At 74.8% G+C, this 11438-nt stretch carries 11 protein-coding genes; 5 read left to right on the top strand and 6 right to left on the bottom strand.

Features of this window, described 5'->3' with window-relative positions; all coding sequences use genetic code 11:
* Nucleotides 1-31 precede the first annotated feature (31 nt).
* Both panC and MQV74_RS23325 read right to left on the bottom strand, forming a co-directional pair.
* Nucleotides 32-1033: a pantoate--beta-alanine ligase gene (gene panC / locus MQV74_RS23330; RefSeq protein WP_242720592.1), complete on the bottom strand. Its 1002-nt coding sequence runs from the start codon at nucleotides 1031-1033 to the stop codon at nucleotides 32-34.
* Nucleotides 1030-2028 (bottom strand): Rossmann-like and DUF2520 domain-containing protein, encoded by a 999-nt coding sequence (locus MQV74_RS23325; RefSeq protein ID WP_374120669.1) that lies wholly within the window; start codon nucleotides 2026-2028, stop codon nucleotides 1030-1032. Before MQV74_RS23325 ends, panC begins: the two co-directional genes overlap by 4 nt.
* Nucleotides 2029-2164: 136 nt before the next feature.
* On the opposite strand from MQV74_RS23325, the gene MQV74_RS23320 reads away from it, so the two are divergent.
* A complete protein-coding gene (locus tag MQV74_RS23320; protein ID WP_242720590.1) occupies nucleotides 2165-3403 on the top strand; it encodes a threonine aldolase family protein in 1239 nt (412 codons plus the stop codon).
* Here MQV74_RS23320 and MQV74_RS23315 read toward each other — a convergent pair.
* On the bottom strand, nucleotides 3363-3599 hold the full coding sequence (locus tag MQV74_RS23315) for a hypothetical protein (protein WP_242720588.1): 237 nt from the start codon (nucleotides 3597-3599) through the stop codon (nucleotides 3363-3365). The genes MQV74_RS23320 and MQV74_RS23315 overlap by 41 nt on opposite strands.
* 284 nt (nucleotides 3600-3883) lie before the next feature.
* Here MQV74_RS23315 and MQV74_RS23310 point away from each other — a divergent pair, with 284 nt between their 5' ends.
* On the top strand, nucleotides 3884-4993 hold the full coding sequence (locus tag MQV74_RS23310; protein WP_242720586.1) for a DUF5937 family protein: 1110 nt from the start codon (nucleotides 3884-3886) through the stop codon (nucleotides 4991-4993).
* 28 nt (nucleotides 4994-5021) lie between these two features.
* Here MQV74_RS23310 and MQV74_RS23305 read toward each other — a convergent pair whose 3' ends face one another.
* Entirely contained in the window at nucleotides 5022-5696 is a 675-nt protein-coding gene (locus tag MQV74_RS23305; RefSeq protein ID WP_242720584.1) for a response regulator transcription factor, read from the bottom strand.
* Nucleotides 5697-5856: 160 nt separating this feature from the next.
* Nucleotides 5857-7059: a sensor histidine kinase gene (locus tag MQV74_RS23300; protein ID WP_242720582.1), complete on the bottom strand. Its 1203-nt coding sequence runs from the start codon at nucleotides 7057-7059 to the stop codon at nucleotides 5857-5859.
* Between the two features lie 105 nt (nucleotides 7060-7164).
* Here MQV74_RS23300 and MQV74_RS23295 point away from each other — a divergent pair, with 105 nt between their 5' ends.
* Nucleotides 7165-8193, top strand: coding sequence for an SAM-dependent methyltransferase (locus tag MQV74_RS23295; RefSeq protein ID WP_242720580.1), 1029 nt, complete (start codon nucleotides 7165-7167; stop codon nucleotides 8191-8193).
* Here MQV74_RS23295 and MQV74_RS23290 read toward each other — a convergent pair.
* A complete protein-coding gene (locus tag MQV74_RS23290; protein WP_242729027.1) occupies nucleotides 8158-9300 on the bottom strand; it encodes an NADH-quinone oxidoreductase subunit D in 1143 nt (380 codons plus the stop codon). The genes MQV74_RS23295 and MQV74_RS23290 overlap by 36 nt on opposite strands.
* Nucleotides 9301-9415: 115 nt before the next feature.
* Between MQV74_RS23290 and MQV74_RS23285 the strand changes: the two genes are divergently transcribed.
* Nucleotides 9416-9928 (top strand): PH domain-containing protein, encoded by a 513-nt coding sequence (locus tag MQV74_RS23285; RefSeq protein WP_242720578.1) that lies wholly within the window; start codon nucleotides 9416-9418, stop codon nucleotides 9926-9928.
* Complete coding sequence (locus MQV74_RS23280) at nucleotides 9925-11283, top strand: PH domain-containing protein (RefSeq protein WP_374120668.1); 1359 nt, start codon at nucleotides 9925-9927, stop codon at nucleotides 11281-11283. Before MQV74_RS23285 ends, MQV74_RS23280 begins: the two co-directional genes overlap by 4 nt.
* The last annotated feature ends 155 nt before the right edge of the window (nucleotides 11284-11438 follow it).

The following is an 11438-nucleotide window of genomic DNA, read 5'->3' as shown; positions in this document are numbered from 1 at the left end:
CGGGGGCGCGTGGCGGCCCCGGTGGGCGCGCTCACGCCGGACCTCCGAAGGTCAGCGGGATGTTGTCGATGAGGCGGGTCGTGCCGACCTTGGCGGCGACGGCGAGCACCGCGTCGCCCCGGTGGCCGCGCACGACCGGACGGAAGTCCGACGGGTCGACGAGCGCCGCGTAGTCCAGGACGAGCGGGGGCCGAAGGCGCGCCGCCTCGTCGAGGACCTGCCGCGCGGCCGCGAGGACGGCCTCGGGGCCCGCGGGCGCGGCCTGGGCGACCGCGTGGGCGTCGGCGGCCGCGCGGGACTCACCGAGCGCGTTCAGCGCGTCCGCGCGCGCCGGGGTGGCCGGGGCGAACGCCGCACGCGCGCGCAGGGCCTCCTGCGCGGCGTGCCGGTCGCGGCCCGCGAACAGGGCGCGGGAGAGCGCGAGCGCGGTGTGCCGCTCGGCCGGGGACAGATAGCGGTTGCGGCTGGAGCGGGCGAGGCCGTCCTCCTCGCGGACCGTCGGCACGCCGGCGATCTCCACGGGGAAGTTCAGATCCCGCACCATGCGGCGGATCAGGGCGAGCTGCTGGGCGTCCTTCTGGCCGAACAGCGCCACGTCGGGGGCCGTCAGGTGCAGCAGCTTGGCGACGACGGTGAGCACGCCGTCGAAGTGCCCGGGGCGCGTGGCGCCTTCGAGGACCGTGCCCATGGGGCCCGCGCCGACGCGCACCTGGGGCTCGCCGCCGGGGTAGACCTCCTCCGCGGAGGGCGCGAACACGACGTCGGCGCCCGCCTGCTCGGAGGTCTTCACATCGGCTTCCAGGGTGCGCGGGTAGCGGTCCAGGTCCTCGCCCGCGCCGAACTGGAGCGGGTTCACGAAGACCGTGACGACGACCTCGCCGTCCGCGCCCGCCGCGCGCCGCGCCTCGCGGATCAGCGTGGCGTGGCCCTCGTGCAGGGCCCCCATGGTCATGACGACGGCCCGGCGGCCCGTACGCGCGCGTGCGCGCAGGTCGTCGGCGGTGTGCAGCAGCCGGATCGGTGCGCCGCTCATCGGTCTCCTCCGTCCGCTCCGCCGTCGCGGAATCCCTCGGTGCCGCCCGCGGCTCCCCCGGGGCCCGCGAGCACGCCGAGGAGGTCCTCGGCGAGCTCCGGCTTCAGGAGGCCGTGCGCGAGCGCGCGGTCGGCGGTGGCGCGGGCCATCGCCAGATACCCGGCCACGGTCTGCGGCGCGTGCTTGCGCAGCTCGGCGACGTGCGCGGCGACGGTGCCCGCGTCCCCGCGCGCGACCGGGCCGGTCAGGGCGGCGTCACCGGAGCGCAGGGCGTTGTCCAGGGCCGCGCCGAGCAGCGGGCCGAGCATGCGGTCGGGGGCCGCGACGCCCGCGCCGCGCAGCAGCTCCATGGACTCGGCGACCAGGGTCACCAGGTGGTTGGCGCCGAGCGCGAGCGCCGCGTGGTACAGCGGCCTGGCGTCCTCGGCGATCCACTCGGGCTCGCCGCCCATCTCGATGACCAGGGCCTCGGCGGCGAGCCGCAGCTCGTCGGGCGCGGTCACGCCGAAGGAGCACCCGGCCAGGCGCTGGACGTCCACGGGGGTGCCGGTGAAGGTCATCGCGGGGTGCAGCGCGAGCGGCAGCGCGCCGGCGCGCAGCGCGGGGTCGAGGATCTTCGCGCCGTACCGCCCGGAGGTGTGCGCCAGGAGCTGACCGGGGCGCACCGCGCCGGTCTCGGCGAGGCCTTCGACGAGGCCGGGAAGGGCGTCGTCGGGCACGGTCAGGAGCACCAGCTCGGCGCGTTCGAGAACCTGCGCGGGCGTGACCACGGGCACGTCCGGGAGCATGGCCGCGGCCCGCCTGACGGAGCTGTCGGAGACGCCCGAGACGGCCACCGGACGGTGCCCGGCGAGCTGCAGCGCGGCGGCGAGGGCGGGGCCGACGCGGCCCGCGCCGACGACGCCCACGGTGAGCCGCGCGGGCCGGTCCTTGGGGTCGTGGCCGTGGCCCGCTCGGGGGTCGGAGTGGGGCTCCGGCCGGTGAGGTGCGTTCACGCGATGACGCCTTCCCGTTCCAGTCCGCTCGGGGTACCGGACGATTTCTCGTCATGCTAACGCTATCCGTCCGCGCGGCGCCGTCGGCTGTCCACAGGCTGTGGGCATTCGTACGACCGCGCGGGATGATCTGTGGATGACCGCACACGACGCGCAGGACGACGCGCTCGCTCCGCAGGAGAGCCCCGGCGCGACCGGGCCGGAAACCCGGCAGGAGGGCCCCGGGGCGGCCGGGCCCGAAGGCCGGGGCGAACCCGACGAGCGGGAGCGGCGCATCGCGGCGGCCCGGGGCGCTCGGCGGGTCCTCGCCCGCCACCCGGTGACCGTTCCGCTCGGCGAGCACCTCTCCGCCCTCGCCGCGGGCGCGGCGGACGTCGCGGACCTCGGCAGCCCCGCCGACCTGTACGGCGACGGCGTCGTCGAGGACCTGGAGGACGAGGTCGCGCGGCTGCTCGGCAAGGAGGCCGCCGCGTTCTTCCCGACGGGCACGATGGCGCAGCAGGTGGCGCTGCGCTGCTGGGCGGGCCGCACCGGCAACGCGACGGTGGCGCTGCACCCGCGCTCCCACCCGGAGGTCCACGAACGGGACGCCCTGGTCGCGGTGAGCGGTCTGCGCACGGCGCACCCCACGGACGCCCCGCGCCTGCCCACGGCCGACGAGGTGCGGGACTTCGAGGAGCCCTTCGGCACGCTGATGCTCGAACTGCCCCTCAGGGAGCCCGGTTTCCTGCTGCCCACGTGGGACGAGCTCCAGGAAGTGGTGGCCGCGGCACGCGAGCGGGACGCCGTGGTCCACTTCGACGGTGCCCGGCTGTGGGAGTGCACACCGCACTTCGGCCGCCCCCTGGACGAGATCGCCGGGCTCGCGGACAGCGTGTACGTGTCGTTCTACAAGTCCCTGGGGGGCATCGCGGGCGCCGCGCTCGCCGGCCCGCAGACGCTCGTCGAGGAGGCACGGGCCTGGCGACACCGCTACGGAGGGCTCGGTTTCCAGCAGTTCCCGACCGCCCTGTCGGCGCTGCTCGGCCTGCGGAACGTCCTGCCGCGCCTGCCGGAGTACGTGGCCCACGCGCGCGTGGTCGCCGACGCGCTGCGCGAGGCCTTCGGGGCCTCCGGGGTGCCGTGGTCGCGCGTGCACCCGCAGCCGCCGCACACCCACCAGTTCCAGGTGTGGCTGCCGTACCCGCCCGACGTGCTGAACGAGGCGGCCCTCGCGCAGGCCGAGGAGACGAAGACCCTGCTGTTCTGGCGCTGGTTCCCGGACGGCCCGCCCGGCCTGTCCGTCACGGAGGTCACCGTGGCCGGGCCGGCACTCGCGTGGACGGCCGACGACGTCAGGGAAGCGGTCGCGGAGTTCGTACGGCGCCTCCCCTGAGACCGTGCAGGGCCCGGCGGAGGGCGGCCCGCAGCCGCCCGTGCGCGGGGCGTTCGTGGACCACGGCCTGGAACCGGCCGTAGTCGCGCACCTCGCGCACGACCTGCCAGTCGTGGGCACCGGGCGCGGGCGGCGCGGCCTCGCCGTGCTGGGCGGCGCGGTAGCTGTCGAGCAGGAACTGCTGGGTGACGCTCATGACGTACGACCTTTCATGGCAAATGGTACTTAACGGGTGGCGCAAGGGCAGCGGAGTCCGTCGGGCGTCCGGGGCGGGGCCCCGAGGGCCAGCGAGCGGGAAGCGGAGAGAGGGCCGGAGGGAAGGACGGGCCGGAAGGAACGGCGCCGTCGGGGCGGGGCGGCGACATCGGCGCCCCGTCGATGGCTCAAGCCTGCGCCAGGCCCGGCGGCCAGGTCCCGCCGATTGACGTCAGTCGTCAATCGGCGGCGGCGATGTCAGTGGCCCGGTGCACCATGGGGACCATGAGCGTGAGCATCGACATCACCGGCCTGGCGCCGGAGCGGGTCCACGTCGTGCCCTCGCCCCTCGCCGAGCTCGGCATGGCGCTGCACGCCCTGTCCGAGCCCGGTCACCACCCGGGGCTGCAGGGCTGGGCGACGGCGGTCACCGCGCGTCTGGACCAGAGCCTCGCGGACCGCCTGTGCGAGGCGGACTTCCTGTGGCGGACGACGTTCTCGGACGTCTTCGCGCCGTTCGCGGGCATCCCCGGCAAGCGGGCGCTGCCCGGTGCCACGCTCGCCGAGGAGCTCGACCAGCTGGACAAGCTGACGGACGAGCAGTTCGTGGACGCCGCCCTGGAGTTCACCTGCCAGCTCGCCTACGACCAGAACCGCGTGACGGACCCGCTGAACGACCCGGACATGCGCCGCCACGCCCTGGAGCTGGCCGCCGCGCGGGGCGAGCACCAAGTGGCGTTCACCGAGCGCCTCCTGGACGACCCGCCCGCCGTGCGCGCCTGGTTCCGCCAGCTGATGCAGGACTGCGACGAGGCGTTCTTCTCGGACACCTGGGCCCGGGTGAGCCACCAGCTCGCCGCGGACGCCCGGCACAAGACCGAGCTGCTGCGCCGCAAGGGACTCGGCGAGGCCCTCAAGGCGATGTCCGGGGCGGTGACCCTGGACGAGGAGGCCCGGCGGATCACGGTCGACAAGATGGCGTCGGGCCACACCAGGACGGCCGAGGGCGGCCTCGTCCTGGTGCCGACCAGCCTCGGCTGGCCGCACGTGATGGTCCTGCACCGCTACGGCTGGCAGTCCTCGATCACCTACCCCATCAGGACCCCGGGCCTGACCGAGCCCGCCTCCGTGGAGCAGCTCACCCGCCGCATGGCCGCGCTCTCGCACCCGGTGCGGATGCGCCTGTGCCGCCACCTGGCCCGCGGCGCCTACACCACGGGTGAGCTGGCGGACGCCCACGGCATGACGGCCCCGGAGATATCCCGGCACCTGAGCGTCCTGAAGAAGGCCGAGCTGATCACCACCCGCCGCCGCGGCCGGTACGTGCAGCACCAGCTGGACCTGGGCGTGGTCTCGCGGCTCGGCAGCGAGTTCATCGAGGGCGTGCTCCGGTAGGCCGCGCCGGGCCCGCCGAAGGGGGGTGTCAGACCCCGCCGCCGCCCGCGCGCACCAGGCCGGTCTCGTAGGCGAGCACCACCACCTGCACCCGGTCCCGCAGGCCCAGCTTGGTCAGGATGCGGCCCACGTGGGTCTTCACGGTCGCCTCGGACAGCACGAGACGGGCCGCGATCTCGCCGTTCGACAGGCCCTGGGCGACGAGCACCATGACCTCGCGCTCGCGCTCGGTGAGCCGCTCGAGGCCCTTGTGCTGCGGCTGTCCCGACGCGCTCGGCAGCATCGGCGCGAACCGGTCGAGCAGCCGGCGCGTCGTGGACGGCGCGACCACCGCGTCACCGCTGTGCACGGCCCGGATCGCGGCGAGCAGCTCACCGGGCGGCACGTCCTTGAGCATGAACCCGGACGCGCCCGCCTTCAGGCCCGAGAAGGCGTACTCGTCGAGGTCGAAGGTCGTCAGGATCAGCACCTTCGGGGGGTTGGCGTCGGAGCAGATGCGGCGCGTCGTCTCCACGCCGTCCAGCTTCGGCATGCGCACGTCCATCAGGACCACGTCGACCGCCGTGGCCCGCAGCACCTGCAGCGCCTCCACGCCGTCGCCCGCCTCGGCGACGACCTCCATGTCCGGCTGGGCGGCGAGGACCATCCGGAATCCGGTGCGCAGCAGCACCTGGTCGTCGACGAGCATCACGCGGATGGACATCACACGGTCCCTTCAGGGTGGATCGGCGGCAAGGACATCGGCAGAACGGGCGGGAGCGGGCCGAAGCCGGACCCCACGGGCGGAGTCAACCACGGCCGCACGGTCCCGGTGCAGTCGGCGACGTCATCGCCCCCTGTCACCGGTGCACCGGTGACAGGTGTCAGTGTGCGGGTTTGAGCGGCAGCAGCGCGCTGATGCGGAATCCGCCCCCCGGCCGCGGGCCCGCGTCCAGGGTGCCGCCGACCATGCCGACGCGCTCACGCATGCCGATCAGGCCGTGGCCGCTGCCGTCCGCGCCGCCGTCCTCGTACAGCTCGTGCGGGGCGCCCTTGCCGTCGTCCTCCACGAGCAGCCCGAGGCCGTCGTCGAAGTAGACGAGCCGGACGCTGGCCCCGGCGTTCTCACCGCCGTGCTTGCGGGTGTTGGTGAGGGCCTCCTGCACGATGCGGTACGCGGTGAGCTCCACGCCGCTGGGCAGCGGGCGCGGGGTTCCCTCGACCTTGAAGTCGACCGGCAGACCGGCGCCGCGCACCTGCTCGATGAGCTCGTCGAGCTGCTCGACGTCCGGCTGCGGGACGTACTCCCCGCTCTCCTCGGGCTCGCCGGTGCGCAGCACGCCGAGCAGCCTGCGCATCTCCGCGAGCGCCTGGCGGCCGGTGCCGGAGATCGTCGCGAGGGCCTGCTTGGCCTGGTCGGGCGCCGCGTCCAGGACGTACGCGGCGCCGTCGGCCTGGACGACCATCACCGACACGTTGTGCGCGACCACGTCGTGCAGCTCGCGGGCGATGCGGGCGCGCTCGGCCGCGACCGCGACCTTGGCCTGCGCCTCGCGCTCCTTCTCCAGGCGGGCGGCGCGCTCCTCCAGCTGCGCGAGGTAGGCGCGGCGGGTGCGGATCGAGTCGCCGAGCACCCAGGCGAGGGCGAACGGCACGACCATGAAGACGGTGTAGAGCACCTTGCCCCACACCCCGGCCCCCGTCTCCGGCCAGCGCAGCTGCGACAGCGGCGCGGCCGCGAGGCCGCCGGTGAGGGCGAACCGCGAGGCCCACTTGGGGCCGTCGGCGGCCGCCGTGTAGATGATCACGAGCATCGCGAAGTTCGCCGTGTTCGGCCGCACGTCGCCGGCCATCTGCACGGCGCCGAGCACCGCGGCGAGCACGAGCATCTGTTCCGTGAACCGGCGGCGCAGCGCCACCACCACGCACAGGCCGATGACGACCGGGATCGCGAGCAACGTGGGGTCGTGGCCCTCCGAGTCGGCGACGGCCACCACGCTCAGCCCGGAGAGACCGAGGAGAACGAACGCCCAGAAGGCGTCGACCCCCGTCGGGTGTCTGCGGAGAAAGTCATAGAGGCGCTGCACGTAACCCAGCGTAGGCAACCGGCCCGGGCCCCCGGGTCAACCCGAGGTGCGATCCGTACGGCCGTCTCGTACTCCCCAAGGTGGAGGCCGCATAGCCTTCTCGCTGTGACGCACGAGGCACAACGAGCGGCAGGGCGCCCCGCACGGGGCTGGCAGGAGGCCACCGAGGAGGCCCTGTACGGGCCCCACGGCTTCTACCGCAGGGCCGAGGGGCCTGCGGGGCACTTCCGCACCTCCGTGCACGCCTCGCCCCTGTACGCGGCCGCCGTGGCCCGGCTCCTGCGCCGCGTGGACGCCGCGCTCGGGCACCCCCCGGAGCTGGCGTTCGTGGACGTGGGCGCGGGCCGCGGCGAGCTGACGACGGGCGTCCTCGCGGAGCTGCCCGCCGACGTGGCGGCCCGCACGCGCGCGTACGCCGTGGAACGTGCCGCACGCCCCGAAGGCCTCGATCCGCGCGTGCGGTGGTGTGCCGCACCGCCCGCCGGGGCGAGCGGCCTGCTCTTCGCCAACGAGTGGCTCGACAACGTCCCCTTGGACGTCGCCGAGACCGCCCCCGACGGTTCGGTGCGCCACGTCCTCGTCCACGAGGACGGCACCGAGGAGCTCGGCGGCCCCTTGGCGGGCCCCGACGCCGACTGGCTGGCCCGGTGGTGGCCCCTGGGCACCGAGCCCGGCCTGCGGGCGGAGATCGGCCGCCCCCGGGACGCGGCCTGGGCGGCGGCCGTCGCGACGCTGGACCGCGGCCTGGCGGTCGCCGTCGACTACGCGCACACCCGGGTCGCGCGGCCGCCCTTCGGGACGCTGACGGGCTTTCGCGACGGCCGGGAGACGGCGCCCGTGCCCGACGGCGGCTGCGACATCACCGCCCACGTGGCGCTCGACGCCTGCGCCCTGCCCGGCGGACGGCTGCTCACCCAGCGGGCCGCGCTCGCCGCCCTGGGGGTGCGTGGCGGCCGCCCGCCGCTGACTCTGGCCTCCACCGACCCGGCCGCGTACGTCCGCGCCCTCACGCGCGCGGGCGAGGCGGCCGAGCTGACCGCGCGGGGCGGGCTCGGCGACTTCCGCTGGCTGACGCAGCCGGTGGGGATCCCGGACCCGCTACTTGTCGATGTCGCCGACCACGAAGAACAGTGACCCCAGGATCGCCACCATGTCGGCGACCAGCTGACCCGGCAGGAGCTCGGCGAGCGCCTGGATGTTGTTGTACGACGCCGAGCGGAGCTTGAGGCGGTACGGGGTCTTCTCGCCCTTGGACACCAAGTAGTAGCCGTTGATGCCGAGCGGGTTCTCCGTCCACGCGTACGTGTGGCCCTCGGGGGCCTTGAGCACCTTCGGCAGGCGCTGGTTGATGGGCCCCTGGGGCAGCTCCGCGATCCGGTCCAGACAGGCGTCCGCGAGGTCGAGGGCGTTGTGCGTCTGCTCCAGGAGGCACTCGAAGCGCGCCAGACAGTCGCCCTCCTCGCGGGTCACCACCTTCAGGACGTCACCCAGCTCCCCGTACGCCAGATACGGCTCGTCGCGGCGCAGGTCGAAGTCCACTCCGGAGGCACGGGCGATGGGACCGCTCACCCCGTAGGCATGCACCGCCTCTTCGGAGAGCACGCCCACGCCGCGCGTGCGTCCCCGGAAGATCTCGTTGCCGAGCACCAGGCGGTCGTACACGTCCATGCGGGAGCGCACCGAGGCGACGGCCGCACGCGCGCGGGTGGTCCAGCCCGCGGGCAGGTCCTCCTTGAGGCCGCCGACCCGGTTGAACATGTAGTGCATCCGGCCGCCGGAGATCTCCTCCATGACGTTCTGGAGCTCCTCGCGCTCCCGGAACGCGTAGAAGACCGGCGTGATGCCGCCCAGTTCCAGCGGGTACGAGCCGAGGAACATCAGGTGGTTCAGCACGCGGTTCAGCTCGGCGAGCAGCGTGCGCGTCCACACCGCGCGCGGGGGCACCTCCATGCCGAGCATCCGCTCCACGGCGAGCACCACGCCCAGCTCGTTCGAGAACGCCGACAGCCAGTCGTGGCGGTTGGCCAGCATCACGATCTGCCGGTAGTCGCGCGCCTCGAAGAGCTTCTCCGCGCCCCGGTGCATATAGCCGATGACCGGCTCCGCGTGCTGGATGCGCTCGCCGTCCAGGACGAGGCGCAGGCGCAGCACGCCGTGGGTGGACGGGTGCTGCGGCCCGATGTTCAGCACCATGTCCGTGCTCTCGGCGGCACCGCCGACCCCGACCGTCGTCTCGGTCAGCTCCGTACCCGCCACTGTCCGCGTCTTCCCGTGCTCCGTCATGGGGCTCATGCGCACAGTCTGACGCACGGGCGCGACCACGCCACTGTCAGCTGCCGTACGTAGGCTGGGGGGCATGGAGACGGGGACAGGGGCGCCGGGGACGGCGCCCGGCGCGGACGCGGGCGAGCCGGTGTGGACCGGGCTGCCGCGGGGGCTGCTGAAGATGCGCCGGATGCTGCTCGTGGTCTGGCTGGTGCCGACCGCGGTGGCGCTGGGGGTGCTGCTCGGCCTGTTCGCCGGACCCGTCTGGGCCGTCCTCGCGGCCCTTCCGCTCGCCCTCGCGGCCTGGGGCTGGGTCCTCCTGGAGCGCAACTGGCGCTCCTGGCGGTACGCGGAGCGGGTCGACGACCTGCTCATCAGCCGGGGCGTGCTGTGGCGCGAGGAGACGGTCGTGCCGTACGGCCGGATGCAGCTCGTCGAGGTGACCTCAGGCCCCGTGGAGCGCTACTTCGGCCTCGCCGGGGTCCAGCTGCACACCGCTGCGGCCGCCACGGACGCGCGCATCCCCGGCCTCGACCCGCAGGAGGCCGAGCGCCTCCGCGACCGCCTCACCGAGCTCGGCGAGGCCCGATCGGCGGGGCTGTGACCGGGGAGCCGACCACCGGGCCGCGCGCGGAGGCCGCGCCCGGGCCGCAGGCCGACCGGGAGGGCCCGGAGGAGCGGCGGCTGCATCCCGTGACCCCGCTGCGGCGGGCCTGGGCGCCCGTCGCCGTGCTCATGGGCTGGGCCGTCCACGACCCGGACGGCGCCCAGCGCCGCATGGCCGACATGACCGCCACCTCGCTCGCCCTGGTCGCCACGGCCGTCGTCATCGGCGGCTCCCTGTACGGCTTCCTCAGCTGGTGGTACACGCACTACGCCGTCACCGACACCGAACTGCGCATCCGTACGGGCCTGGTGTTCCGGCGCACCGCGCACATCCGGCTCGACCGCCTCCAGGCCGTCGACCTGACCCAGCCGCTCGCGGCCCGCGTCGTCGGCGTCACCAAGCTGAAGCTGGACGTCGTCGGCACCGACAAGAAGGACGAGCTGGCCTACCTCGGCGAACGCGACGCCACCGCGCTGCGCGCCGAGCTCCTCGCGCGGGCGGCCGGTTTCGCCCCCGAGACGGCCCACGAGGTCGGCGAGGCGCCCTCGCGGCGGCTGCTGCACGTGCCGCCGCGCATGCTCGCCGTCTCCGTGCTGCTCACCGGCGCGCCCTGGCTGCTCCTGCTCGCCACGCTCGTCGTCCCGACCGTCCTGTGGTTCCTGACGCACAGCGTGTGGACGGTCATCGTGACCGGCCTTCCCATGCTCGGCGGCGCCTTCGCCAGCAGCGTCGGCCGTTTCGTCGGGGAGTACGACTGGACGGTCGGCGAGTCCCCGGACGGTCTGCGCCTGGACCACGGCCTGCTCGACAAGGCGCACGAGACGGTGCCGCCGGGCCGCGTGCAGTCCGTACGGCTGGTGGAGCCGCTGCTGTGGCGCCGGTTCGGCTGGGTGCGGGTCGAGCTGGACGTGGCCGGGTCGGCGAACGGCGTGCTCGTCCCGGTCGCCCCGCGCGAGCTCGCCGAGTCGGTGATCGCGCAGGTCCTGCCGGGGGTGCGGGTGCCGGGCCCGGACGAGCTGTCCCGGCCGCCCGCGCGCGCGTCGTGGTGCGTCCCGGTGTGGTGGAAGGGGCACGGGCTCGCCGTCACCGACGCGGTGTTCGCGGCGCGGCACGGTCTGCTCCGGCGGCGGCTCTCGCTGGTGCCGCACGCGAAGGTGCAGAGCGTGCGCCTCGTGCAGGGGCCCTGGGAGCGGTTCAAGGGCGTCGCCGACGTGAAGGTGGACACCGGGGCGGGCCGTACGGTGACGGCTCGGCTGCGGCCCTCCGGGGAGGCGGCGGAGCTGTTGCGCGGGCAGGCGGAGCGCTCCCGCACGGGGCGCCGGGCCGCGCGGCCCGACCGGTGGATGGCCTGACCCCGGCTGCCCTCCGCGGGCGGTGCCGCCGCTGCCGCGGCGGCTGCTTCCCACCCTCCCACCCGGGACTGCCCGGCCTTGCGACGCCCGGCTCCGACGCGGAGCGCTGCCGCTGAGTGGGTGGTGCCGCCGCTGCCGCGGCGGAGTTTCCCGCC

It is taken from the genome of Streptomyces sp. AN091965 (assembly GCF_022698285.1).
Classification (GTDB): Bacteria; Actinomycetota; Actinomycetes; order Streptomycetales; family Streptomycetaceae; genus Streptomyces.
The sequence above is the reverse complement of the archived record's forward strand: the minus strand, read 5'-3'. Positions and strand labels throughout refer to the sequence as shown.

Coding starts and splice junctions, on each gene's coding strand:
- panC (WP_242720592.1), bottom strand. CDS start 1,033: ATGAGCGGCGCACCGATCCGGCTGCTGCACACCGCCGACGACCTGCGC.
- MQV74_RS23320 (WP_242720590.1), top strand. CDS start 2,165: ATGACCGCACACGACGCGCAGGACGACGCGCTCGCTCCGCAGGAGAGC.
- MQV74_RS23315 (WP_242720588.1), bottom strand. CDS start 3,599: ATGAGCGTCACCCAGCAGTTCCTGCTCGACAGCTACCGCGCCGCCCAG.
- MQV74_RS23310 (WP_242720586.1), top strand. CDS start 3,884: ATGAGCGTGAGCATCGACATCACCGGCCTGGCGCCGGAGCGGGTCCAC.
- MQV74_RS23305 (WP_242720584.1), bottom strand. CDS start 5,696: ATGTCCATCCGCGTGATGCTCGTCGACGACCAGGTGCTGCTGCGCACC.
- MQV74_RS23285 (WP_242720578.1), top strand. CDS start 9,416: ATGGAGACGGGGACAGGGGCGCCGGGGACGGCGCCCGGCGCGGACGCG.